The organism is Streptomyces sp. NPDC020983, from assembly GCF_044333485.1.
Taxonomy (GTDB): Bacteria; Actinomycetota; Actinomycetes; order Streptomycetales; family Streptomycetaceae; genus Actinacidiphila.
Window position 1 is genome coordinate 303,848 of record NZ_JBIRRA010000007.1, and the last position, 22,713, is coordinate 326,560.

The 22,713-nt window shown below is 74.3% G+C and carries 26 protein-coding genes; 14 read left to right on the forward strand and 12 right to left on the reverse strand.

Annotated features, from left to right (window positions below; all coding sequences use genetic code 11):
* Positions 1 to 100 precede the first annotated feature (100 nt).
* Positions 101 to 838, forward strand: coding sequence for a hypothetical protein (locus ACH4SE_RS17980; RefSeq protein WP_398544358.1), 738 nt, complete (start codon positions 101 to 103; stop codon positions 836 to 838).
* Positions 839 to 908: 70 nt separating this feature from the next.
* On the opposite strand, the gene ACH4SE_RS17985 is transcribed toward ACH4SE_RS17980, so the two are convergent.
* Together ACH4SE_RS17985 and ACH4SE_RS17990 are read right to left on the reverse strand one after the other, a co-directional pair.
* Positions 909 to 1,421 carry a DUF3291 domain-containing protein gene (locus ACH4SE_RS17985; protein ID WP_398544359.1) on the reverse strand — a complete coding sequence of 171 codons (513 nt, stop codon included), beginning with the start codon at positions 1,419 to 1,421 and terminating at the stop codon, positions 909 to 911.
* Positions 1,422 to 1,469: 48 nt separating this feature from the next.
* Complete coding sequence (locus tag ACH4SE_RS17990) at positions 1,470 to 2,141, reverse strand: helix-turn-helix transcriptional regulator (RefSeq protein ID WP_398544360.1); 672 nt, start codon at positions 2,139 to 2,141, stop codon at positions 1,470 to 1,472.
* Positions 2,142 to 2,799: 658 nt separating this feature from the next.
* On the opposite strand from ACH4SE_RS17990, the gene ACH4SE_RS17995 reads away from it, so the two are divergent.
* Complete coding sequence (locus ACH4SE_RS17995; protein ID WP_398544361.1) at positions 2,800 to 3,987, forward strand: PQQ-binding-like beta-propeller repeat protein; 1,188 nt, start codon at positions 2,800 to 2,802, stop codon at positions 3,985 to 3,987.
* Between the two features lie 289 nt (positions 3,988 to 4,276).
* Here the strand turns inward: ACH4SE_RS17995 and ACH4SE_RS18000 are convergent, their stop codons facing one another.
* Both ACH4SE_RS18000 and ACH4SE_RS18005 read right to left on the reverse strand, forming a co-directional pair.
* Positions 4,277 to 4,858, reverse strand: a complete 582-nt coding sequence (locus ACH4SE_RS18000) for an isochorismatase family protein (RefSeq protein ID WP_398544362.1) — start codon at positions 4,856 to 4,858, stop codon at positions 4,277 to 4,279.
* Positions 4,859 to 4,992: 134 nt separating this feature from the next.
* Positions 4,993 to 5,637, reverse strand: a complete 645-nt coding sequence (locus ACH4SE_RS18005; protein WP_398544363.1) for a hypothetical protein — start codon at positions 5,635 to 5,637, stop codon at positions 4,993 to 4,995.
* Between the two features lie 373 nt (positions 5,638 to 6,010).
* Between ACH4SE_RS18005 and tap the strand changes: the two genes are divergently transcribed.
* The 4 genes from tap (at position 6,011) to ACH4SE_RS18025 (ending at position 10,107) form a co-directional block, all read left to right on the forward strand.
* The gene (gene tap / locus ACH4SE_RS18010) at positions 6,011 to 8,272 is read left to right on the forward strand and encodes a telomere-associated protein Tap (protein ID WP_398544364.1); all 2,262 of its coding nucleotides are present in this window, start codon (positions 6,011 to 6,013) and stop codon (positions 8,270 to 8,272) included.
* A gap of 4 nt (positions 8,273 to 8,276) precedes the next feature.
* A complete protein-coding gene (locus tag ACH4SE_RS18015; RefSeq protein WP_398544365.1) occupies positions 8,277 to 8,708 on the forward strand; it encodes a protein kilB in 432 nt (143 codons plus the stop codon).
* Between the two features lie 2 nt (positions 8,709 to 8,710).
* Positions 8,711 to 9,268 (forward strand): telomere-protecting terminal protein Tpg, encoded by a 558-nt coding sequence (tpg, locus tag ACH4SE_RS18020; RefSeq protein ID WP_398544366.1) that lies wholly within the window; start codon positions 8,711 to 8,713, stop codon positions 9,266 to 9,268.
* A gap of 182 nt (positions 9,269 to 9,450) precedes the next feature.
* On the forward strand, positions 9,451 to 10,107 hold the full coding sequence (locus ACH4SE_RS18025; RefSeq protein WP_398544368.1) for a maleylpyruvate isomerase N-terminal domain-containing protein: 657 nt from the start codon (positions 9,451 to 9,453) through the stop codon (positions 10,105 to 10,107).
* Positions 10,108 to 10,170: 63 nt separating this feature from the next.
* Here the strand turns inward: ACH4SE_RS18025 and ACH4SE_RS18030 are convergent, their stop codons facing one another.
* Positions 10,171 to 10,734, reverse strand: coding sequence for a cysteine hydrolase family protein (locus ACH4SE_RS18030; RefSeq protein ID WP_398544369.1), 564 nt, complete (start codon positions 10,732 to 10,734; stop codon positions 10,171 to 10,173).
* 184 nt (positions 10,735 to 10,918) lie between these two features.
* Between ACH4SE_RS18030 and ACH4SE_RS18035 the strand changes: the two genes are divergently transcribed.
* The gene (locus ACH4SE_RS18035; RefSeq protein ID WP_398544370.1) at positions 10,919 to 11,764 is read left to right on the forward strand and encodes an LLM class flavin-dependent oxidoreductase; all 846 of its coding nucleotides are present in this window, start codon (positions 10,919 to 10,921) and stop codon (positions 11,762 to 11,764) included.
* Between the two features lie 58 nt (positions 11,765 to 11,822).
* Here the strand turns inward: ACH4SE_RS18035 and ACH4SE_RS18040 are convergent, their stop codons facing one another.
* A complete protein-coding gene (locus tag ACH4SE_RS18040) occupies positions 11,823 to 12,263 on the reverse strand; it encodes a nuclear transport factor 2 family protein (RefSeq protein ID WP_398544371.1) in 441 nt (146 codons plus the stop codon).
* Positions 12,264 to 12,823: 560 nt separating this feature from the next.
* Here ACH4SE_RS18040 and ACH4SE_RS18045 point away from each other — a divergent pair.
* A complete protein-coding gene (locus ACH4SE_RS18045) occupies positions 12,824 to 13,420 on the forward strand; it encodes an NADPH-dependent FMN reductase (RefSeq protein WP_398544372.1) in 597 nt (198 codons plus the stop codon).
* Entirely contained in the window at positions 13,417 to 13,902 is a 486-nt protein-coding gene (locus ACH4SE_RS18050) for a MarR family winged helix-turn-helix transcriptional regulator (RefSeq protein ID WP_398544373.1), read from the forward strand. Before ACH4SE_RS18045 ends, ACH4SE_RS18050 begins: the two co-directional genes overlap by 4 nt.
* Here the strand turns inward: ACH4SE_RS18050 and ACH4SE_RS18055 are convergent.
* Positions 13,889 to 14,824 carry a GlxA family transcriptional regulator gene (locus tag ACH4SE_RS18055; protein WP_398544374.1) on the reverse strand — a complete coding sequence of 312 codons (936 nt, stop codon included), beginning with the start codon at positions 14,822 to 14,824 and terminating at the stop codon, positions 13,889 to 13,891. The genes ACH4SE_RS18050 and ACH4SE_RS18055 overlap by 14 nt on opposite strands.
* 71 nt (positions 14,825 to 14,895) lie before the next feature.
* On the opposite strand from ACH4SE_RS18055, the gene ACH4SE_RS18060 reads away from it, so the two are divergent.
* Complete coding sequence (locus ACH4SE_RS18060) at positions 14,896 to 15,933, forward strand: saccharopine dehydrogenase family protein (RefSeq protein ID WP_398544375.1); 1,038 nt, start codon at positions 14,896 to 14,898, stop codon at positions 15,931 to 15,933.
* Between the two features lie 31 nt (positions 15,934 to 15,964).
* Complete coding sequence (locus tag ACH4SE_RS18065; RefSeq protein WP_398544376.1) at positions 15,965 to 16,363, forward strand: MarR family transcriptional regulator; 399 nt, start codon at positions 15,965 to 15,967, stop codon at positions 16,361 to 16,363.
* 115 nt (positions 16,364 to 16,478) lie between these two features.
* Here ACH4SE_RS18065 and ACH4SE_RS18070 read toward each other — a convergent pair whose 3' ends face one another.
* Positions 16,479 to 16,802: an ArsR/SmtB family transcription factor gene (locus tag ACH4SE_RS18070; RefSeq protein WP_398544377.1), complete on the reverse strand. Its 324-nt coding sequence runs from the start codon at positions 16,800 to 16,802 to the stop codon at positions 16,479 to 16,481.
* 458 nt (positions 16,803 to 17,260) lie between these two features.
* Here ACH4SE_RS18070 and ACH4SE_RS18075 point away from each other — a divergent pair, with 458 nt between their 5' ends.
* Positions 17,261 to 17,464, forward strand: a complete 204-nt coding sequence (locus ACH4SE_RS18075; protein WP_398544378.1) for a hypothetical protein — start codon at positions 17,261 to 17,263, stop codon at positions 17,462 to 17,464.
* Between the two features lie 96 nt (positions 17,465 to 17,560).
* Positions 17,561 to 17,995, forward strand: a complete 435-nt coding sequence (locus tag ACH4SE_RS18080) for an SRPBCC family protein (RefSeq protein WP_398544379.1) — start codon at positions 17,561 to 17,563, stop codon at positions 17,993 to 17,995.
* A gap of 30 nt (positions 17,996 to 18,025) precedes the next feature.
* On the opposite strand, the gene ACH4SE_RS18085 is transcribed toward ACH4SE_RS18080, so the two are convergent.
* The gene (locus ACH4SE_RS18085) at positions 18,026 to 18,688 is read right to left on the reverse strand and encodes a Type 1 glutamine amidotransferase-like domain-containing protein (protein WP_398544380.1); all 663 of its coding nucleotides are present in this window, start codon (positions 18,686 to 18,688) and stop codon (positions 18,026 to 18,028) included.
* Positions 18,689 to 19,440: 752 nt separating this feature from the next.
* Here ACH4SE_RS18085 and ACH4SE_RS18090 point away from each other — a divergent pair.
* Positions 19,441 to 19,848, forward strand: coding sequence for a hypothetical protein (locus tag ACH4SE_RS18090; RefSeq protein WP_398544381.1), 408 nt, complete (start codon positions 19,441 to 19,443; stop codon positions 19,846 to 19,848).
* On the opposite strand, the gene ACH4SE_RS18095 is transcribed toward ACH4SE_RS18090, so the two are convergent.
* The 3 genes from ACH4SE_RS18095 to ACH4SE_RS18105 form a co-directional block, all read right to left on the reverse strand.
* Positions 19,835 to 20,896: a 2-hydroxyacid dehydrogenase gene (locus ACH4SE_RS18095; RefSeq protein WP_398544559.1), complete on the reverse strand. Its 1,062-nt coding sequence runs from the start codon at positions 20,894 to 20,896 to the stop codon at positions 19,835 to 19,837. The two genes, ACH4SE_RS18090 and ACH4SE_RS18095, sit on opposite strands and share 14 nt — an antisense overlap.
* Before the next feature lie 80 nt (positions 20,897 to 20,976).
* A complete protein-coding gene (locus ACH4SE_RS18100; protein ID WP_398544382.1) occupies positions 20,977 to 21,399 on the reverse strand; it encodes a pyridoxamine 5'-phosphate oxidase family protein in 423 nt (140 codons plus the stop codon).
* Between the two features lie 341 nt (positions 21,400 to 21,740).
* Positions 21,741 to 22,526 carry a CBS domain-containing protein gene (locus ACH4SE_RS18105; protein WP_398544383.1) on the reverse strand — a complete coding sequence of 262 codons (786 nt, stop codon included), beginning with the start codon at positions 22,524 to 22,526 and terminating at the stop codon, positions 21,741 to 21,743.
* Between the last annotated feature and the right edge of the window lie 187 nt (positions 22,527 to 22,713).

Here is a 22,713-nt window from a genome sequence, read left to right on the forward strand (position 1 = left end):
CGACGACGCCCAGTGCTGGGAGGCCGACGCCGCCCGCCACGGTACCTCCACGGCTGACCCGCCAACCGGTACGGGGCTGCCGTCACGATCGCCCTCGGCCTTGCCCCGCGCCGCCGCGGGGCCGAGGCCGCGCAGCCGCGGCGTCCTGTGGAAGGCGGCCGCACCGGTTGTCGTCGTCGGCGTCGTCGTCGGCCTGGTGATCCTCCGGGGCTCCGGTGACGGCAAGGACGACGGCGGCGCCGGCCGGCCCCCCGCCCGGGTGACGCCGACGTCGACCCTCACGGACGGTGCCGCCGCCCCGTCGGCCACCGAACCCCCGTCCGCACCCGCTCCTGCGTCTCCCGCCCTCCCCGCCGGCTACCGACGTGTCGTCGACGACGAGGGCTTCGCGGTCGCCGTCCCCGAGGGCTGGGCACGGCAGGTGGTCTCCGACGGACCGGCCGGGGAGTTCCAGATCGACTACGGCGGCTCCGGCTACGACGATTTCGGCGTCGGCAGCTTCCTCCGCGTCTCCACGGTGTCCGAACCCGACAGCGAGCAGTCGTTCGACAAGGCTCGGTCGTTGGACGGCTTCCAGGAGCTCGCCGCTCCGCAGCCTCTCGACGGGGAGGGCCCCGCCGGCTACCGCATGGAGTTCTCGGCCACGTGGCACGAGGGTGCCGTGCTCTGGTATGTCGTGGAGATCCACTTCCGGGCCTCCGACGGGAATCTCTACAGCGTGGCCGCCGCCGGCCGGGAGGACGACGACCTGACCGACGAGAGGGAGCTGGCCGGGACCGCCCTGACGTTCTTCTGCCCGCCGGGCGGCACCTGCGGGGACGCCACCGTCCCTCAGTGACGCCGGCGGTGGGCCGGGGACCGCGGGCCGTCCGGGGGCCGCTGGGGGGCCGCGGCTGCCGCGGACCAGGCTAGCGGGGCGTCGCGGCGGGGTGACCGGGGTCGGCCTCGGCCTCGGCCGCGGTGAAGGGGGAGGCGAAGGTGAAGGCGCGGGGCGAGGGCCCGTTGGCGCGCAGGTCGGCGAGCCGATCGAGCGCTTCGCCGACGTCGGGGAGGTGCCCGGCGGGGACCCACCACATGACGAGGTCCGCCTCGACGTGCCGTTCGAACCACTCGCGCCGCCGCCGCATGGCCTCCAGGTGGCCGCTGCGGTAAGTGAACTCCCACAGCGCCTCCACGCTCTCCCACACCGACAGGTTCACGATCACGTCGTCGCCCGCGGGCCGCATCCCGGTCGCGTCGGGCTGCCCCTCCTCGACCAGCCGCCACACGAAGCCCGGTGCGCGGTCGGCGGCGCCGTTGACGGGGACGAGCAGGTCGACGAAGTCCTGCATGCGCGGGTCGTCGAGGGGGTGCCGGAGGGTGGCGATGTTGAGCTCGGCGAGGTGGAAACCGGGCTGGGCGGCGGTCTGGGGTGAGGTCATGCCCTCATCCCAGCACGCACCGTATTTCTATGTCAATGGCCATTGTTTTTAGTCGGGTTCGACGACCACACAGCATTCCCCGGGCCGGGCGTCCATCCGTGCGCGGACCCCGCCCCCCCTGCCGATGAGCCCTTCCAGCAGCGCGAGGTTCATACCGCAGACCAGAGGCGGGAAGCGCTCGGCGACGGAGTGGAAAGGGCAGTTGCGCATGCGCACGGCCGCACCGGGGCCCACGGGGTCCTGGTCGGCCGGAGCCTGCTCCATGTGCGGTTCGTAGCCCCGGGCCGCCAGCAGTTCCGCCGCCTCCTCCAGGCTGCCGCACGGTGCCGCCCCGCCCCGCAGCGCCTCGCCCCTGCGCCGCGCGGCCCGGTGGAGTGCGGCGTCCGCCCCCGCGTCCTCCGCCGCCTCGGCCAGGAGTTCGGCGGCGGTGCGGTAGTCGCGCGCGGGCAGCGACACCGCCCGCTCCGCCGCGGCCCGCGTGTACACCTTCGCCGGCCGCCCCGCCCCCGGCCCCGACCGCCCCGTCAGGCGGCGGCTGCCGCTGTCGAGCAACCCGGCCTCGGCGAGCTTGTCCAGATGGTGCGCGGCGAGGGTCCGTCCCACTCCCGCCGCCTCGGCCGCCTCGTTCCGCCCGACCTCGCGGCCCTGTGCGGCCACGTACTCGTACAGCCGCCGCCGCACGGGGTCCTGCAGTGCGGCGATCGCCTCGATGTCGTCCATCTCCGCATTCTAGGAACAATCCCGGTAGGAGATAGAGCGGGCCGCCTTGCGCACCGGCCTGCCGACGACGACGCCCCGGCCGCGACGGGGGCGGGGCTGCGGCGCTCGCGGGTTCAGCCGTGCCGTCCGGTGCCGTCGGCCTCGCGGACGTCCGGCGGTGCGCCCGCCCGCCGGATCCGGCCATTTCCGGGCGGCGGGTGGCCGGGACGGTGCCGCCGTCCACGCCGGGCGCGGCGAGCGGGTCTCCTCCGAGGACGAGACCGCCGGACGCGTTCCGGAAGACAGCGGGCGGCGCGTGGGGGGCCCGCCCCCGTGCGGGGTGTGCTCCGGGCGGCTCCCCGTCCGCTCGCCGTCCGCGGGCACCCCTGCTGTCCCGGGGCGGGGTGCGGCGGGGCACGGCGGGGATTGTCACGGCTGCCCCGGACGGCCGCACGAGGTGTTCGTGTCCCGCCGCTGATCGGAACGATTCCGCGGGGGACGGGACCCGGCCGTTCCGGAGCGCGCGACATCTGGCGGAAAATAGTGCACCTGTTCGAAAGAAGGTCGCGGCCGGGGAGCGGACCCGGGAGCCTTGATCCGGATGCGGGCCACCGGTGCCGGGGGGCCGGCCCGCCTTGTGAGCATTGCCGCGGCAATGCCGGACGATGGGGGTCATTGCGTGAAGATCCGAAGAAGTCTCGCTGTCCTGTGCGGCGCCGGCCTGTGGGCCGCCGTGCTCGTGACGCCGGCGGGAGCGCAGTCGGCGCAGACCGCTGCCTCGACCACCTACCAGATCAACGCACGTCACAACGGCAGCCTCGTCGACGCCGCGCTGCCGGCGCCGCCGCTGAACCAGAAGTGGTCCCGCGACCTGGGCGGGGACGTCTCCTACCCCATCGTGGCCGGCGGGCGCGTCTTCGCCACGTCCGGCTCGCCCAGCGGCAACGGCACCTTCCTCCACGCCCTCGACGCGAAGACCGGTGAGGACCTCTGGGCCCCGGTGGACCTCGGCGGCACCTACCGGTGGTCCGCGCTCGCCTACGGGGGCGGCCGGCTCTACGCGCAGAACCCGGACGGGGTCCTGACGGCGTTCGACCCGGCGACCGGAGCGCGGGACTGGTCCGTCGCGCTGCCCGGCCAGTACTCCTTCACCTCGCCGCCCACCTTCTCCGGCGGAGTGGTCTACACCGGCGGCGCGGGGACGGGCGGCACCCTCTACGCGGTGGACGCCGCCACCGGTGCGCTGCGCTGGAGCCAGCCGGTCGAGAACGGCGACGACAGTTCGCCCGCCGTCACCGCCGCCGGGGTCTACGTCTCGTACGCGTGCGAGCAGGCGTACGCCTTCGACCCCGCGTCGGGTGCGCCGATCTGGCACCACGAGACGGGCTGCGAGGGCGGTGGGGGACGCACCCCGGTGGCCGCCGACGGCGGCCTCTGGATCCGCGACGACGCGGGCATGGCGCCCTCCGTCCTCAACACCGCCGACGGGTCCGTCCGCGGCACCTACCCGGCGAGGAGCTGGACGCCGGCCCCGGCCATCGACGGCCACGAGGGCTACTTCGTCGACAGCGGTGTCCTCCAGGAGCGGTACACCCCGACCCTGGCCACGCGGTGGACGTTCGCGGGCGACAACCAGATCAGCACGGCGCCGATCGTGGTCAACGGGTACGTCTTCGTCGGCTCCCGGACCGGTCAGCTGTGGGCGCTCAACGGCGCCACGGGTGAGCCCGTGTGGTCCACCGATGTCGGCGCGCCCGTGGAGGCGCCGGACGAGCACAACGTGTCCCAGCCGCTGACGGGACTCGGTGCGGGCGGCGGCCTGGTGGTCGTCCCGGCCACCAACCTGCTGGTCGCGTACGGGAAGTGAGCACCGGGCGGCCGTCGTCCCCGGCGGACGGCGGCCGCCCCTCCCGACGCCCGGAGCCCCGCGGTGTGCGTCCGGCGGTGGGGCACCGCGGCCGTCCGGGATCGCCGTGCGCCCCGCCCCGCCGCGCAGGGACCGAGCGGTTCCCGTCCGGCCGGGCAGCCGCTGCCGCCGGCGCGCCGCCGGCCCGGGTCCCGAGCGGCCTGCGCGCCCAGGAGCGGCGCGAGCGCCGAGGGGCACGACCACGTGAAGAACGTGGTGACGGGTACGGGACAGCCTCCGGGGGCGGGGGTCAGGCGGCGCGGCCGGCGAGAAGGGTGAGAAGGTCCGCGGTCGTCACGCACTGCCCCAGGCGCGGGAAGATGCGGGTGACGCTGTGGTCGTGGGCGGTCGCGTCGAAGCTGGTCATCGCGTCGGTCACGAGCACGACGTTGTAGCCGAGCTCGTAGGCCGTGCGAGCCGTGGTCTCGACGCCGATGTGGGTGTTGATGCCGGTGAGGACGACCTGCGTGACACCCAGCTCCTGGAGCCGGGCGTGCAGGGGGGAGTTGGTGAAGGCGCCCCAGTTGGTCTTGGTGACGCGCAGATCGCCCGGCCGGGCGCCGAGTTCGGGCAGGAGTTCGACCCAGTCCTGCGCGGCGCCGTCGTCCTCGTCCTCCTCGTCGTCGCCGTAGTCGAAGTCGGTGCGCCCCGGGGCTCCTCCGGCGACGTTGACGAGCACGACGGGCAGGCCCAGGGAGCGGAAGGACTCCGCCAGGGCGACGGAATGCGCGACGACGCCCTCCACCGGATGTGCTTTGGGCCCGTCGACGATCCCCTTCTGCAGATCGATCACGACGAGTGCCGGCAGTGCGTCAAGGAGGCTCGGCTGCATGACCGGTACCTTTGCACACCGTCCGGCCGGGCCGCCGCCCCGCCCGTGAACGCGCCGCCTCCGCGCGGTCCTGGGAGGGATGCGCCCTGACGGCCTGGCCGGTGCGAGCCTCCCGCACCGCAGGGACGCGTCCCTCACCCGAGGGTGTGGGTGCCGTGGCCGAAGGCGAGCCGGAACTGCGGGAAGCGGGCCTTCTTCGGGTCCAGCAGGTCGATCAGCGCGATCAGCTGGGTCTGCACCTCCTGGAGCCTGGCAACGGCTGGGGCGGTGTCCGCCGCGAGACGGTCCACGTCCGTCAGCATGACGCTGAACCAGTCGGCAAAGCCGTTGTCGTGGTCCAGTTTCGCGCAGAACTCGGCGTAGCCCAGGCAGTGACGTCGGCCCGGCTCACCGTCGGGATGGATCATCAGTTCGCCGATGGCTCGCTGCTGGGCGCGGAACAGCCGCAGTTCGTTGCTCACCGCATCGATCCGGGACAGGCCGGCGCCGATCCGGGAGATCTGCAGCATGACCTGGGCGTTGACGCGGTTCCGGCCGAGGTCGAGGAACTGGATGTCGCGGCGCAGGATCTCCACCCAGCCCAGGTATTCGGCGAGGGCGAAGACCGTGCTGCGCCGTACGAAGTCGGCCTCGCGATCGGTGCCGCGCGTGAGGAAGGACGTCAGGAACCCGGAGCCCCGCGCAGGGTCCAGGTCGACGACATGGCCGCGCAGGATGTTGTAGAGCCTGGTCTGCAGGTCGAACGCGGCCCACGCCAGGGAGGCGCCGTACTGGTCCATGTAATTGCGCTGCTCCCATGCCCGAAGGCGGCGTTGCTGCCAATAGCCGAAAAACGCAGCGACCGCCGCACCGCAGACGGCGACAGCCGCCGACGCCAAGGACAACAGGTCCACGCGTATCCCCCCGGGGGCACGGAGCCGTCCTGCGACGCCAGGCACTGGGACGGCCAAGTCCTCTTCGACGGTGCAAACTACTCGCTGGTCATTCCGTGCTGTCAAACGCCCGTGCTTCGGTGGCACGTTCCAGCCGTTCCAGCCGTTCCAGCCGGTCCGGGCGGTCCGCCCGGAGGCCGTCGCCCGTTGCGCGATCAGTATGCGATTCGGTGCGCGATGTGCTGTGTGACGCGCGGTAGGGTGGCCGCGGAGGTGAGCGGTGTCCCCGCGAAACGAGCTGTTCAGTGCCGTTGACGCGCTGCTGGAGCAGGTGCCGTCCGACGACCTTCCCCCGCCCGCGGAGCGCAGGCGGCTGCGGGAGGCGGCGGGCCTGAGCCAGGCTCAGGTGGCGGCCGCACTCGGTACGCGCCGTGAGGCGGTGGGGAACTGGGAGGGCGGGAAGACCGAGCCGCGGGCGCCCCAGCGCGCGGCCTACGCCCGGCTGCTGGAGGGCCTCGCCGCGCGGTTCCCGGCCCCTGAGCCCGCAGCCCCTGAGCCCGCGGCCCCGGCCGCCCCGGCCGCCCCTGAAGTGGCGCCGTCGGCGGTGCCGGAGCCTTCCGCCAGCCCGGCTGCGGCGGGGCCGCGCCTCGGCTCCTCCGCCGTCGTACCGAAGCCGGCCGCGCCCGCGGCGCCTGCGCGGGCCTCGTCCGCGGCCGCACCGCCGGGGTCCCGGGCGCCGGGCGCGCGGGGAGCGGCCCCGCGGAGGGCGGCGGCCCCGGCCCCGCCGGCCGTGGCCGATGCGCGGTTCGCGCACGGACCCCTGGGGGTGCTGGACGGCGAGGGGCAGCTGTACTGCGCCGGTGGCCTGGTCCTCGAATGCCCGGCCGCGTCCGTGCCGGAGCTGGTGGAGTGGACGCTCGCCGAAGCGGGACTCGGCGCGCCGCGGCTGCACCACTCGGGGAAGGACAGCGATCCGCTGGTCGTGCTGACCGCCGCGGCCGCCGAGCGGCTGGGTCTGCCGGCGCAGCTGGAGGACCGGCGCTCCATGCGGCTGCCCGAGGGCCACCCGGTCGTCGAGCAGATCGCGAAGGCCGAATGGAAGCTCACCAGGAGGGGGTTCGGGCCGTGGGCCCGGGTCTACCGGCCCGCGCAGGGGGACCGGCGGCGGTGCGTGCAGCTGGCCGTGCTGCCCTGGGGCGCACTGGACCACCGCGCCTGGGGCGGCGCCGACCAGCTGCCGCCGGCGGAGCTCGCCCGGGTGCTGTCGGTGTACGCCGCCCGGGTGCTGACCCCGCGCGGCAGTACCGCGGTCGCGGGGCTGGAGCTGATGACGAGCTTGCGGCCGCCGACCCGCGCGGTCCGCGACGAGGCGACGGGCACGTGGGTGTCCGGCCCCGTACCCGGCTCCCTCACCGCACCGGCCGATCCCGCGCCGCCGGAGGCCCCGGACGAACACCCCGTCGTCGCCGCGCTCTTCCCGCGCGGCCACCAGCGCACGCCGGACCAGGTCCTCGACGAGGAGGCGTTCGACTGGATCCGTGATCCGCAGCTGCTCACCGACGGCGAGTGCGCGAAGCCGTTCGCGGTCGGCATCGACGTGAACACCGCCTTCCTCGCGGCCGCCAACCGTCTCGTCGTCGGCCTCGGCGCGCCCGAGCACGTCACGGCGCCGCGGTTCGACAAGGCCCTGCCCGGCGCGTGGCTGGTCGACCTGTCCGGCATCGGCCTCGACCCGCGGCTGCCGAGCCCGTTCACGCCGCACGGCGGGCGCCCCACGGGGCCCGCGTGGTACGCGACACCCACGGTGGCGTACGCGGCCGAACTGGTCGGCCAGTACGGGCTGCCGGTGGAGATCCGCCCGCTGGAGGCGTACGTACGCCCCGTCAGCGGCCCGTACCTGGACCCCTGGTACAAGCACCTCGCCGAGGCGTACAAGGCCACGATGGCCGACCTCGGTGTCAGCGCCGGCCTCGCCCCGGCCGAGTTCCTCGCCGCGATGGAGCACCACAGGAACGCCGATCCCGGCATGGCCGCGGTGCTCTCCGCGATCAAGTCGACGGTCAAGGGCGGCATCGGCAAGCTCCGCGAGCGGCCGCAAGGCGCCCGGTACCGGCCGGGGGAGCGGTGGCCGGCCTTGGAACGGCCGACCTGGCGCCCGGACATCCGGGCCGCGGTCATTTCGGCGGCGCGCGTCAACATGCACCGCAAACTGCTGAAGACCGCGGCCGCGACCGGCGGCGTCCTTCCCGCGGCCGAGATCGGCGGCGCGTGGACCGTACGGTTCGGCGACGACGCCCTCATGCCCGTGGCGCTCCTGTCGGACTGCGCCGTCTACCCCTCGGCGGGCCCGTCGCCGCTGGACGTCCTCCCGTACGACGGGGCCGGGAAGCCCGCCCCGGGGACGTTCCGGCTCGGCGTCTCGCCCGGGATGGTCAAGCACGAGGGCACGCGCGAGCTCTACTGGGCCGTCGACCTGCTGGAGCAGGACCACAACCCGGCCCGCCACATCAAGGGCGACGACGCCGCGGACGAAGGGGAGTAGAGCCGTGGACGACACCGTCGTCGCGGTGGCCGGTACCGCGCCCGGCGGCCTGCCCCGCCAGCTGCTCCGGTCCCGCGGCACCCGCGCCGACCGCCGCGCGGACGACCGCCGCGCGGACGACCGGCGCGGCGCGCGCGGGGCGCCGGTGGCCGCGGCGGGGGACCACCGCCGTGCCACGGGCCGCCGCGAGCACCTGCGCCCGGCCGGCGCCCCCCGGCGCGAGCGGGTGACCGCACGGGCCGACGGCCATGCCACCCGCTCCGCCGTCACCGCCCCGCCGGCCGCCGCGTCCGTCCGGGCGCCCGGCCCCGCCCCGGCCGCCTCCGGCCTGTGCGCCGCCGCCGGTCACGACGCCCCCGCCGGCATGCGCGGGCACGCCGTCACCGCCCCCGACGAGCCGGTCGCCGCCGGCCGAGCCCCGCGCCAGGGAGACTGAAGATGGGCGAGATCCAGGACGCACTCCAGCGGGCGGCCGCGAACACCGCGACGCGTCCCCTCCCGAAGTCCGCCCAGGCCCGGATGCGTTTCCTGGTCAAGGCAGAGAAGGGCTCCACCCGGGCCGCTGCCGCCCGCCTCGGCGTCACCCAGCGCACCGTCGAGCGCTACCTCAAGGGCACCCTGCGCCGGCCCCGCCCGGAACTGGCGGCCCGGCTGGAGCGCGAGGTCCGCAAGGAGTGGCAGCCCCGGGTGCGGCAGCGCGCGAAGAAGCAGGCCGCCACCGCCACGGGCATCGTGATCGAGACCCGTGCCCGCTTCGGCTTCACCGCCGCGCCCGGTTCCACCGACGACGCGCGGATGCGCCGGATCACCCAGCACCTGCCCCCCGCCTACGCGAGCCGGCTGTTCGACGCGCAGTCCGCCGGAGCCGGCGAGCAGCAGCTCCGGCGGATCGCCGCCGAAGGCCTGCAGGAGATCTACTTCAAGGACCGCGGCCGCCGGGCCCGCGACCTCGAAGTGGAGTTCACCGACATCGACTACATCGAGCTGGATTTCTGAGGCGGGGAGCGGCGGTTGGCTCGCCCCCGGCCCGGGTGTGAGCCGCGGCAGGCCGGTAGCCGGGTGAGCGGCATGTCCCACCGGCTCCGCGGGCGGACGCCCCCGGACGCCCCCGGGCGCGTCCGCCCGCGGAGGTCCCGGAGAACGCCGGGCCGGCCGGCGGGAGCTGCTAGCTTGCGGCCGTGGACCTCTTCTCACGCTCCTGGACGGCGCTGCGCACGGCGGTCGCCGAACTCTCGGACGAGGATTTCGCCCGGCCGTCCGGCTGTACGGGCTGGCTCGTGCGGGACCTGGTGTGCCACCTGGTCATCGATGCCCAGGATGTCCTGATCACCCTCGTGACCCCCGCCGGAACGGAACCGACGCGAGACGCGGTGACCTACTGGAACGTCGCCGGGACACCGCCGACCGGCGACGACCCGCTCGACGCGTTGACCGTCCGGCTGGCCGCCGCCTACGAGGAGCCGTGGCTGCTCAGGTTCCACCTGGACGACGTCGGCTCCGCCGCCGGTCGCGCCGCTGAACTCGCCGACCCGGGGCTTCGCGTGAGCACCCGCGACGAGGTCCTCACCGCGGGCGACTACCTCTCCGCCTACGTCCTGGAGTGGACGCTGCACCACCTCGACCTGGTCGCGCACCTGCCCGGCGCGGCCGGGCCGCCCGTGGAGGGCCTGCGCCGGTCACGCGAGTTGCTGGAGGCCATCGCCGGGGCCGCGTTCCCCGCATCGTTCTCGGACAAGGACGCGCTGCTGGTCGGCACGGGACGGCGTGCCCCGACCGGCACGGAGAGGGCCGAACTGGGCGAGCAGGCCGCGAGACTCCCGCTCGTCCTCGGATGACCGTCCCGGGGTGCGGGCCGGTCGCGCTGCTCCGCGCACCCGGGCACACGCGTTCCCGGGGAGCTACCCGGAGGCGAGCGCGCCGAGCCACTCCTCGACCGTGAGGACGTCCCCCCACAGCGGGAAGAGGTTGCCGGTGACGACCCGGTGCAGTTCCGGGTCGGTGTCGAGGCAGGCGTCCGACAGGACGGTGAGGCCGAGGTCCAGGTCGATCGCGCGGCACGCGGTGGACAGCACCACGGCGCTGGTGGCGATGCCGGTGAGGACGAGGCTGTCGATGTCGCGGGCCCGGAGCACCAGGTCCAGATCGCTGCCGGAGAACGCGCTCGCCCGCCGCTTGGTCACCACGACGTCGCCTGCCCGGGGTGCGACGTCGGGGTGGATCTCCGTACCGGGGGCGTCCTCGGCGAACAGGCCGGCCCGCAGCACGTTCGCGATCACCTTGCTGCGGGCGCTCGCCTGCGGGTCGCCCGCCGGCAGCCGCATGACCACGTAGATCACGGGGACGCCCACCGCGCGGGCCCCCTCGATCGCGCGCCGCAGCCGTTCGAGGTACGCGGGCCCGGCGCCCACGGTCTCCACGACGTCCCGCTGGACGTCCATCACGAGAAGCGCGCTGCCGGCCATGTCCGCGATCCTATCCCCGGTCCCATACCGCTTGTTCCGCCGAACCGGACCACCCTAAGCTGAGATCACTTCGACGAGACGTTCCCCGGAAGCACGCCGCAGGGCGGGAGCGTCCCACCTCGCCCCAGAGGTGCCGGAGGGGCGGCGGTCCATGTGTCGACCCCTCATTCCGGAGGCTTTCCCCATGAACCTCGGTATCGGCCTGCCCGTCGCCGACCCGGCCACCCTGCTCACGTGGGCGCAGCGCGCCGACGACGGCCCCTTCAGCACACTCGGCCTGCTCGACCGGCTCGTCTACGACAACCCCGAACCCCTGGTCGCGCTCGCCGTCCTCGCGGGCGCCACCTCCCGCATCCGCGTCCAGACCGAGGTGCTGCTCGCACCTCTGCGTGACACCGCGCTGCTGGCCAAGCAGGCCGCGACCCTGGACCGGATGACCGGCGGCCGCTTCGTCCTCGGCCTGGGCGTCGGCGGCCGGGACGACGACCACCGGGCCGCGGGCACCGACAAGCGCACCCGCGGCCGCCGCCTCGACGAGCAGATGGCGGTGATGCGCCGTCTGTGGTCCGGCGAGCCGTACGGCGACGGCGCCGGCCCGATCGGCCCCGCCCCCGCCCGGCCGGGCGGCCCCGAGGTGCTGTTCGGCGGCTTCCAGCCGGCCGCGATCGAACGCGTGGCCCGCTGGGGCGACGGCTTCCTCGCCGCCGCGGCGCCCTCCTGGGCGGGCGGCCTGTTCGACACCGCCCGCCGCTTCTGGAAGGAGTACGGGCGCGACGGCGAACCGCGCATCGTCGCCCAGGTCAATGTTGCGCTCGGCCCGCAGGACGTGATCGACGACGCCCGGGCCACCATGCACGCGTACTACGCCTTCACCGGCATGGCCGACCGCATGGTGGCCGGAATGCTCACCACCCCCGCGGAGATCCGCACCGCGGTCACCGCCTTCGGTGACCTGGGCGCCGACGAGGTCATGCTCTACTGCCACGGCCGCGACCCGCACCAGGTGGACCGCCTGACCGGCATCGTGTGACACCGCCGCCCTCCCGGCCGCCGACGGCCGGGAGGGCGGGCGCGGTCCCCGGGGCCTCTCAGGGCGTGGGCTGCGCGAGGCGGTCGGGGAGCGGCGCGAGCGCGAAGTTGGCCCAGACGAAGGCGTCCATCCGGTGCTGGTCGCCGCTGAGGTTGACGACCCGGTCGACCTTGCCGTCGGGGCCGAAATGCCAGACGAGCGCCCACATGGTGTCCACCTGCCCCACGCCTTGCGTGGACCAGCCGCGGTGGATGTCGACGACGTATTCCTCGTTGGCCTCGAGGAAGAGCGGCTCGGCCTGGAAGCCGGCCTTGCCGAGCTGCTCGAAGAAGGAGCGCACCTCCTCGATGCCGTGCTTGGTGCCGGAGAGGGGGTGGTGTCCGGGGATGGTCCAGGCGACGTCGGCGCTGAGCACCTCGGCGATGCCGGCGACGTCGCCGTCGGCGTAGGCGGTGAAGAAGTGCTCGATGGCGACGATCTTGGGATCCTTGGTGCTCACGTGCGTCTCCGGGGGAGTGGTGGGGTTGCCAGGTTCATGGGGTTGCCAGGTTCATGGTGGTGCCGTGGGATCGGGCCGGCGAGCACGCGAAGCGACGTGGGCCGCGCAGTTTCCGTCATCGGCGCGGGCCGACCGTTCCTGACCGGACGGCCCGTCAGTCCGCTGTCGGCCGGTCCCGGCCGAGCTGGAGGAACATCCCGAGCCGATCGGAGACGGCGCGCAGTTCGGTGATCCTGCCGTCGTCGACGGTGAGGCTCCAGATCTGCTCGGCGCGTTCGAGCCCGGCGCCGCTGTGACGCCCCTGGCCGGCGGGGCACGAGCCGAGCTGCCGGGCGCGGGGAGGGCTTCTCCCGGCTGCCGACGGGCCCGCCGCCGTCGGTCCTGAGGCGGATGAGCCGGCCGTGCCGGCGGTCCGCGACGCCCGCCGGAGCGCGGCCGGGTGGGGTGCGGCCGTCAGCCCCCTCGGGTACGTGCCGCGGCAGCGCACGCTCCGGTAGCTGACGTGTCAGCAATACACCTGCTATGGTTGCTGACATGTCAGCTACCCATGGAGGTGCCTCATGACCCGCCCGCTGCGTGTGCTCGGCCTGGCCGGCAGCCTGCGCTCCGACTCCCACAACCGCGCCCTGCTGCACGCAGCGGCCCGGCTGGCGGGGCCCGGCGTCGAACTCGACGTCTTCGAGGGGCTGAAGGGGATCCCGGTCTTCGACGAGGACCTCGAAGCGGACACCCCTCCGGCTGTGGCCGGCCTGCGCCGGGCGGTCGGGGAGGCGGACGCGGTCCTGTTCGCCACACCGGAGTACAACCAGTCGATGCCCGGCGTCGTGAAGAACCTGGTCGACTGGCTCTCCCGCGGCGGTGCCGGGCTGGCGGACAAGCCGGTGGCCGTCATCGGCGCGTCCACCGGACCCTGGGGCACGCGCATCGCCCAGTCCCAGCTGCGCCACGTCCTGCTGGCGGTCGGCGCGCTGGTCGTGCCGGCTCCGGCCCTCTACGTCGCGCACGCCGCCTCCCGGTTCGACGAACGCGGTGTGCTGATCGACGCCGACCTCGCGGAGCGGCTCGCCGACGTCGTCGGAGAGCTGGCCGGCTGGGCCCGCCGTCTCGGTGGCGAGTTGGCGCCTGAGGCTGACGTGTCAGCTACGTTGGTGGGGTGACGAAGTGGCTCTCGGCGCAGGAGGAGGCGGCATGGCGCCGCTACCGGCGGATGCGCACGGTTCTGGACCTGGCGATCTCGCGCGACCTGCGCTCCGACTCATCGCTCTCCGACGCCGATTACGACGTCCTGTCGACGCTGTCCGAGGCCGCGGAGGACTCATGGCGTGCCGGCGACCTGGCCACCCGGCTGATGTGGTCGAGCAGCCGGCTCGCGCACCAGGTCGGCCGGATGGAGCGGCGGGGTCTGGTACGCAGGACGTCCAGCGACGGCGACGGGCGTGGCGCGGTCGTCACGCTCACCGGGGCCGGCCGCGAGGTCCTGGAGGCCGCCGCCCCGGCGCACGTCGCCTCCGTCCGCCGTCACCTCATCGACCTGCTCGGCCAGGAGGACGTGGCGGCGCTCGACCGGATCGCCGGCACCGTCCTGCGGGCCCTCCAGCCGGGAGAGCCCGAGTCGGACGGCCGGGTCACCCGCCACTGATCCCGCCGAAGGAGGCCCGGTACGCCGTCGGGGTCACGCCGAGGACGCGGGCGAAGTGACGCCGTAGGGTCGCGGCGCTGCCGAGGCCGCACCGGGCGGCGATCTGCTCCATCCCGGCGTCCGTGCGCTCCAGCATCTCCTGGGCCCGCATCACCCGCTGCCGGTGCAGCCACTCCAGCGGGCCGGTCTGGAACTCGGTGTGCATCCGGCGCGCGAGCTGACGCGGGCTGAGCCCGGCGCGCCCCGCGAGGTCGGCCACCGTCAGCGGCTGGTCGAGATGCGCCCTGGCCCACTCCAGCGCCGGCGCCAGTCCGCGGCTGCCGCGGGGGAGCGCCGGGGGGACGATGAACTGCGCCTGCCCGCCGGCCCGCAGTGACGGCACGACCAGACGCCGGGCGACCTGGTTGGCCACCGCGGCTCCGAGGTCCGTGCGCACCAGGTGCAGGCAGAGGTCGAGCGCCGCCGTCTTGCCGGCCGAGGTGAGCACGTCGCCCTCGTCGGTGAAGAGCACGTCCGCCCGGACCCGCACCGCCGGGAAGCGCCGTGACAGCGCCTCGGCGTGCATCCAGTGCGTGGTGGCCGTCCGGCCGTCGAGCAACCCGGCCGCGGCCAGGACGAACGAGCCCGTGCACAGGGCGGCCACCCGCGCGCCGCGTCCGTGCGCGGTGCGGAGTGCCTCGCAGAGCCGCGGATCGGGGTCGCCCTCGAGATCCTCGGTCGAGGGCACGACCACCGTGTCCGGGGCGCCCGCCCCGGCGAGGGCGGCGTACGACGCCGTCGGCTTCCCCGCAAGCCACGGATGCGGCCGGCCGTCGGAGGTGGCGACCGTGAAGTCGTAACCGGTCGCGCCCAGTACCTCCGTGGCGATCGCGACCTCGTAGAGCATCGTCTCGCCGTGCATCGCCAGCAGCATCCCAGGCATGTCCGAAACTGTAGGGCACGTGTCGTTTCGGACGCTCGTCACTTCGATCAGATCCCCGGAGGATGGACGACATGAACAGCAACGAGACCCGACGCGTCATGGTCTACGGCGCGACCGGGCACACCGGCCGCTTCGTCGTCGACGAACTGCTGCGCCGCGGCATCACCCCCGTCGTCGCCGGACGCGACCCGGCCCGGCTGCGGGCCGTGGCGCAGTGGCCGGCACTGGAGCAGCGCGCGTTCGCCCTCGACGACCCCGCACGCGTCGAGGCCGCGCTGGCCGATGTCGACGTCGTCGTCAACTGCGCCGGCCCGTTCCTCGACACGGCCCTGCCGCTGGCCGCCGCCGCGGTCGCGTCGGGCACGCACTACCTCGACGTCACCGCGGAGCAGCCGGTCGTGCAGACGCTGTACGACGAGCTCGACGGCGCGGCCCGGAGCGCCGGGGTGGCCGTCGTACCGGCCATGGCGTTCTACGGCGGACTCGCCGACCTGATGGCGACCTCCCTGCTCGGGGCCGAGGAGTCGCGTGCGGAGGTGACCGTCGCGATAGGCCTCGACCACTGGTGGCCCACCGCGGGCACCCGCGTGACCGGCGAGCGCAACACCGCGGTCAGGCAGGTCGTCCGCGACGGGGAGCTGGTGCCGCTCAAGAGCCCCGCGCCGACCGCGACCTGGGCGTTCGGCGGTGCGCTCGGTGACCAGGAGGTCGTGGAGCTGCCGTTCTCGGAGACGATCACGCTGCACCGGCACCTGCCGGTCGACCGGCTCACCTCCTACCTCAGCACCGGGTCGCTCGCCGAGCTGCGGGAGGCAGGGACCCCCGGCCCGAGCGCCGCCGACGAGAGCGGCCGTTCGCTCCAGCAGTTCACCGTCGACGTCGTCGTGAGCTGCGGCGGCTCCGAGCGCCGGATGAGCCTGAGCGGGCGTGACATCTACGCGGTCACCGCGCCGATCGTCGTCGAGGGAGTCGTCCGGCTCCTCGACGGCCGCGTCCGCAGCGTGGGGGCCGTACCGCCCGGCGCGGCGTTCCATGCGGCCGACGTCCTCGCCGCGCTCGCCGACCACTCCGCCGGGATCCGGATCGACCGTCCGGCCGCTCGGGCCTGAGCCCGCCCCTCTCCGAGATCAGGAGCATCACATGACCCCCTTCGGCTCGCAGCTCATCGGCCAGACCGAGAAGAACCTCCAGGCGATCCTGCGCCGCACCCTGGAGGAGCCGGGCCTCACAGAGCGGCAGTGGGTGACCCTGCGCCTGGCCGACCAGTACGACGGCGACGGCTCACTCGCGACGGTCGTCGCCGAGAGCGTCCACTTTCCCGACGCACCGGCGCTCGTCGAGGGACTGACGGAGCGCGGCCTGCTCGCCGGGGACCGCATCTCGGCGGCCGGGCGTGAACTCGTCGAGCGGCTCGGGGCGCAGATCAAGGAGATCACCGCGCCGCTCTGGGCCGACCTGCCCGCTGACGACGTCGCTGCCGCCGAGAGGGTCCTCAACCTCGTTCTGCAGCGCGCCCACTCCATCCTGGGCTCCTCCTGAACGCGGACGGGAGCCGGGTTCCGTGAAGGGGGCACCGCGGTTCCGCGCCGGGCCGCGGACGGCCCGCGTCCGCCGCGGGTGGACCGTCACCGCACGGCACCGCGGGTGGTGTGCCTCAGCGTGGTTCCCGGTCCGCCCCGACGATCGCCTCGACCAGCCCGGGAAACCTGCGGTCCAGGTCGTCCTTGCGGAACCGCATGTAGATCCGGTTTCCGGCGTCGCGCTGGTAGACCAGGCCGGCCTCGCGCAGCACCCGCCAGTGGTGCGTGCGGCTCGACTTGCTCACCGGCAGGTTGAAGGACGCGCACAGCCGTTCCGTGTCCGGCTGTGCGGCGAGCTCGGCGACGACCCGGCGCCGGTTGTTGTCCGCCAGGGCGAGAAGGATCGGTCCGATCTCCAGCTCCTCGGCGTCCGGGTGCGGCAGTTCGCCCGATGCCATCGGCTCCCCTCTCGACAAGGTACGTCGCGTGGCGTACCTTCAGCGTCAGGTACGCGCCTTGGCGTACCTTACCGCTGGAGGGGTCATGAGTACACCTGGTGCATCACGGCGCGGGCTTCTGCGGCGCGCCTGCTCGTTGCTGCGAGAGCTCCTGCTCGCCGAGCACTCGCCCTCCGCCATCCTCTGACCCGCGGATCACCGTCCGTCCGGTGTGCGATGCCGGCGAGGACCGCGAGCCGGGGGAGCCGGACGAGGACCCTGCGTCCGCCGGGCAGCCGCAGCCTGTGCCGCCGTGACCCGCCGGGCAGAACGTCACGTCGACACCCCGGGGTGCGTGCACGCCGGGGTGAGCACCGGCGGCTGCCCGGACCGCCGCAGCCCGTACGTGGCCGACCCGTTGGCCACCGGCATCGGATAGCCTGCGCGGGGGAGCGTGGGGGAGCCTGTCAGGAGGGGCCATGGCGAAGGTCACCATCAGTCTGGACAGCGATCTGGCCATCGAGGTCATGCTGCTGGCCGGCACCAGAAGTCCGCAGGACGCCGTCGAGCTGATCGTCCGGGACTACCTGGCACGGGGCCACCGCACCGAGGCCCGTACCGGTGACGTCGCCGATCAGGAGCGCCTCGCCGACCGGCGGTCGGCCCCGGAGGAGGGCCGATAGCCCTTCGGGCGACTGGCCGGCATGGCACGGACGTGAACGACCGCGACCGGAGGTGTCCCGGCCGCCGCCTGGCGGACCGGCAGGTACGCTCGGCGCGTGCCCGTGTTCGCCGTCGAATGCCGTACGGAGCTGCCGCCCGGCGAGGTGTGGCGCCGACTCACCACGTGGGAACGGCATTCCGGAAGCGTGCCGCTGACCCGGGTCACCGTCACCACCCCGCCGCCCACCGGTGTGGGCACCGTCCTGGTCGCCCGGACGGGCTTGGGCCGGGCAGGTTTCAGCGACCCGATGCGGGTCGCCGTGTGGGAGCCGCCGGAAGAGGGCGGCGTCGGCCGGTGCCGGCTGGAGAAGACGGGCCGGGTCGTCCTCGGCTGGGCCGAGATCGAAGTGCGCCCGAACGGCGCCGGCACGTACCTGCGCTGGCGTGAGGACTTGCGGGTGCGCGGCCTGCCGCGGGCCTTCGACGGCCTCGTCCGGGCCACGTCCCGTACCGTCTTCGGCCGGGCCGTCACCGTCCTGCTGCGGGAGTGAGGTCCCCGGGCCCGGGCCGCCCGCCGCCGTTCAGAACCGTCGCCAGTGCCCCTCGGAGACGATCTCGACGGCACCGTCGGCGACCTTGACGGCGGTCTCGTCGTCGATGGCGTAGGCCGGGTTCGGCAGGGTGGCCGCCCAGCGTTCGGCGCTGGCCATGGTGTTCTCCGGCAGGGCCGGGTGGTCCAGGTGCGGGAAGAGGGAGAAGTCGACGAGGCCCAGGGTTTCGTCGTTGCCGGTGGGCGGCTTCCACTCGACGAAGTCCTCCCCGATGCGGGGCGCCATCACCATGCTGCCGGCGCTCAGCCCGACCCATACCTTGTCGCGCAGGGAGGGGAGCAGCTCTGCCAGGCCGGACTGGCGCATCCAGTGGCACAGGTACAGCGCGTCGCCGCCGTTGGCGAGGAGGACATCGGCCTGCCGGACCCAGGGCAGCCAGCGCTCCACGCCGATGCTGGGCAGGGCGGTGAGCTCCAGGAGGCCCATGGATCTCCAGCCGAGCTCGCACATCGGGGTGGTGGACCGCCCGGTGACGAAGCGCCAGGCTCCCGCCGGGCTCCCCATCGGGTGCCCGTAGCCCGCGGTGGGGATGCACAGGGCGTCGGCCTCCTCGATCGGCTTGCCCAGGAGGTCGACCAGAGCCTGCCGGATGCTGGGGTTCTTCACTCCGGCGGAGGTGAGAAGCAGTTTCACGATGCCTCCGGCGCAGGGCTGACGGCCCCTGCGGGTAGGGTGCTGGAGCCCGCCGTGGCGGACGGGGACAGGCCTGGCGGTCAGCAGTGTGGCACGCGGGAGGTGGCGGACGTCGCCCGGGCGGCCACATCCGTCCGGCGGTGTCCCGGCCCTCCCGTCCGCTTTTCTGCTGCGCGGCACGCCGCAGCAGACCGGCGATGCGGGCGCCGTCACCCACCACCCGCCGTGCGGTTCCGCGCACCCGGCCCGCTCGGCCGGTGCGGATTCCCGGGCGGCGGGCACCGGCATCGCTCGGGTCGCTGCGCGATCGACGGACCGGGCTCGGGGGCCACTACGCCAGAGGGCCACCGTGGCGCCGCCGGACAAGGGACGAGCAGGCACGGCGCTCCGGGACTCGCGGGCCCGCCACTGCCGCCTCGTCCTGCGCTCCCCGTCGTCGGCGCCGCCCCCCACCGGCCCGGCCCACGGCAGTACCGTCCTGCTGCAGCGGGTCCTGTTCGCCGTCCCCGGCGCCGGGTGCGGCGGCGACGCCGTCCCCGCCCCGCGCACCTCGCTTGCGCACCGGTGGCCGCGGGCACGATCGCGGACGGCGGTCCTGCCGTCCCCCATGACCGTCCTCCGCGGCAGGCGCGGCCCGAGCCGCGCCTGCCCGCCCGTGACCAGCGATCCCCTGCCGTCGGCGTCATCGGCTGCCTGGAAGACGTCGTCCCTGGGTGGTCGCAGCACACGCACGGGACTGGCACAGTCGCCGTATGGAACTCTCCTCCGACGTGGTGCTCGTCTTCGATCGCGGCGAGGACCTGTTCGTCTTCGAATCCTGTGTCCAGGCGGTGAACTGGATCGAGGCCATCGACGTCGACGAGGGTGAGTACACAGCGGTGTACTCACCCGACGGCGGCCTGTGGGCGCTCACCGCCCCCGACGGCCCGGACGGACCGGTCGCCCTGGCCAGAACCGGCGGCGGGGATCCGGGGGATCTGGAGCGGAGAGTGGCCCGTTACTGGATCCGCCACCGGACAGGCCGGCCGCCGCAGGGCCCGCTGGAGACGGCGCGGCTCCTGATCGGGAGCGACGACGAGCCGCGCGGGGGTTGGCTGGGCCGCGTCGTCGGCCTGCTGCGACGCGGAACAGGCAGGGGCACGGGCATCAGCGCCCCGTGACGAGTGCACCCGGCCCGGCGGCAACAGCGGCGGACGGGGCGGTTTCGGGCGTGACCAGGGTGTTGTCGCCGCTGCGGCCTGCCAGGTAGTCCCGGACGTTGTCTGCGGTGGTCCGGGCGATCTGGGTGACAGCTTCCTGGGTGAAGTACGCCTGGTGGGAGGTGACCAGGACGTTGCCGAAGGTCATCAGCCTCGCCAGGCGGTCGTCGGTCATCACCTGCAGGGACTTGTCCAGGAAGAACACCCCGGCCTCCTCCTCGTAGACGTCCAGTCCGACGCCGCTGAGCCGCCCTTCGCGCAGCGTCTGCAGCAGGGCGTCGGTGTCGACCAGTCCGCCCCGGCTGGAGTTGACCAGGATCGCGTCGTCCTTCATCAGTGCCAGGGCCCTGCTGCCGACGAGGTGGTGGGTGTCCGGCCGCAGCGGCACGTGCAGGCTGACGAGGTCCGCCTCGGCGAACAGCCGCTCGGCGGGAACGTACCGCATGCCCAGGGCTGTGCAGTCGGGATTCTCGGTCACGTCGCAGCCCAGCAGGCGCATGCCGAATCCATGGGCGATCCTGGCGAACGCGGCCCCGATCTTCCCGGTGCCCACCACCCCGGCGGTACGCCCGTGCAGGTCGCGGCCCATCAGCCCGTCGAGGCGGAAGTCGAAGTCCCGGGTGCGGTGCGCGGCGCGCACGATGCGGCGGTTGACCGCCAGCGCCAGCGTCCAGGCGAACTCGGCGACCGAGTAGGGCGAGTAGGAGGAGACGCGGGCCACCGTGATGCCCAGCTTCCCGGCGGCGGCGATGTCGATGTTGTTGTAGCCGGTGGACCGTTGGGCCACCATCCGGGTGCCGCCCTCGGCCAGTGTGCGCAACACCTCGGCGTCGAGGGTGTCGTTGACGCTGGAGAGCACGACCTCGTGGCCCGCGGCGGTCGGGGCGGTGTCCCGGTCCAGGAAGAGGGTCAGGCAGCGCAACCGGTGCCGGTCGCCGGGTGACGCTCCGAACGCCTGGCGCAGCAGCGGTTCCTCGTCCGCGAGGACGCCGTAGGCGACGATCTCCACGTGTGCTCTCCTCATGCCTCGAATGATGTGTCCGGCACGGCAGGCCGGTACGGGGCGTGGCCTCGCGTCGCGAGGCCTGTTCACTGTCCGCTGTGCACGTGCCCGAGTTCGCGTCCGGTGACCATTTCCGACCGGATCCGCAGGAAGACCCCGTCCCGCACGGGCATCCAGTCGCGGTGACCGCGGCGGGAGAGGCGTTCGTGCTCGGCGGGGTCGGTCACCACGGTGGCCCGGCCCAGCACGACCACGCTCCAGCCGGACTGCGTCGCCGCGGTGAACTCGTCCCCCTCGAAGGCCACGACGACGCCGTCGACCGCCTGGACGAGGTCGGAGCCGGGCGCGGTGCGCAGCACCACGGAGGCGTCGTCGTCCAGGGAGAAGCTGACCGGGAGGACCGCGGGCAGCGCCTGCCGTGTGTAGACCACGCGGCCGACCGGCACTGTGCCCAGCAGGCGCAGGCACTCCTGCCGGTCGAGCACCCGAAAGGTATCGTTTGCGAACATCACGCCATGGTCCCTGGAGTCCTGGACGCGCAGTAGGGCCGATCGGCCCTCGTACGGTCCCGTGTGGGTACGCCCCGGGCCTGGTCGCGGGCAGCGGCGCACCACGGGCATGCCGTGGGGTCGGGGACCGGTTGCGCCGTGCGGGGCGACGGCGACGGGTGCCGGGCTGTGGCGCGGGAGCGCACGGGTGATCGAGCCGGGTGGGCGGACGGGCGCCCCGCCGCGGGTGCGGCGGCCGTCGGCGGCCGAAGCGTCGGCGACCGCCTCGGGGAAGTGACGGGCGGGGCTGCCGGGCACGGGCCGGCGGGGCTCTGCCCGGGCGCTGGGCCCGGCCCGGTTGCTCAGCCGGGTACCTCCTGCCGGGCAGGGCGCTCGGCGGGCGTGGTGAGCTGGTTGACCACGCCGATGACGCCCTCGACCCGCCAGGCCGACCGGATCGCGGCTCCCATGTCGGCGCTGGTGGGTGTTTGCCCGCGCAGGGTGACCACGCCGTCGCGGACGACGACCTCGACGGGCGCGCCGCCGGGGGCCCGCGTCCCGTCGCCGATCCGGCGGGTGACCTCGTCGCCTATGGCCCCGTCGTCCCGCAGGAAGACGCGCAGCAGGTCCCGGCGTGTGACGATGCCGATCAGGCGGTCCTCCTCGTCCACCACCGGCAGCCGGGAGACACCTCGCGCCTCCATGATCCTCGCGGCTCGCGCCACGCCCTGCTCGGGATGGACGGTGACCGCGGGAGTGGTCATGAGGTCGCCCGTGCGCGGCCGGCGCCCGGGCCGGACGGCGCCGTCCGCGCCGGCGCCGGGCAGGTCCAGCCGTCCCCGGCCGCAACTGCCCGGCGGGCTGCACCCGGCAGACTGCTCACCGCGGGTGCCGCTCGCCCGCGCGGCGCCCCCCGGCGGACCGCCCTGTGGCCCCGCCGGGACGAAGCAGGGGGCGGGGCGGGAGTCGAGGTGGGCGGTCAGGTCGCTGTGCGAGATGACACCGATGACCTTGTCGTCGCGGTCCACCACGGGCAGGCCGCTGATGCGGCGGGCCGTCAGCAGCCGGGCCACCCGGTCCAGCGGCGTGGTCCGGTAGCCGCGGACGACCTCTCCGGTCATCATCTCGCCGACGGTGCGGTCTCGCATGGCTCGCCCTCTTTCCTCGGAACGCCCGGTGGCCGGTCGCCGACGTCCCGCCGGACGCGGTACGCCCCCGCCCAGAGCGGTGGGCCGGCAGCCGCCCGGCGGCGCCGGGTGCCGACGTCGAGTGTCGACGTCGGGTGTCGACGTCGGGTGTCGACGGTCCAAGCGTGTGCCACGGCGCGCGCCGCGG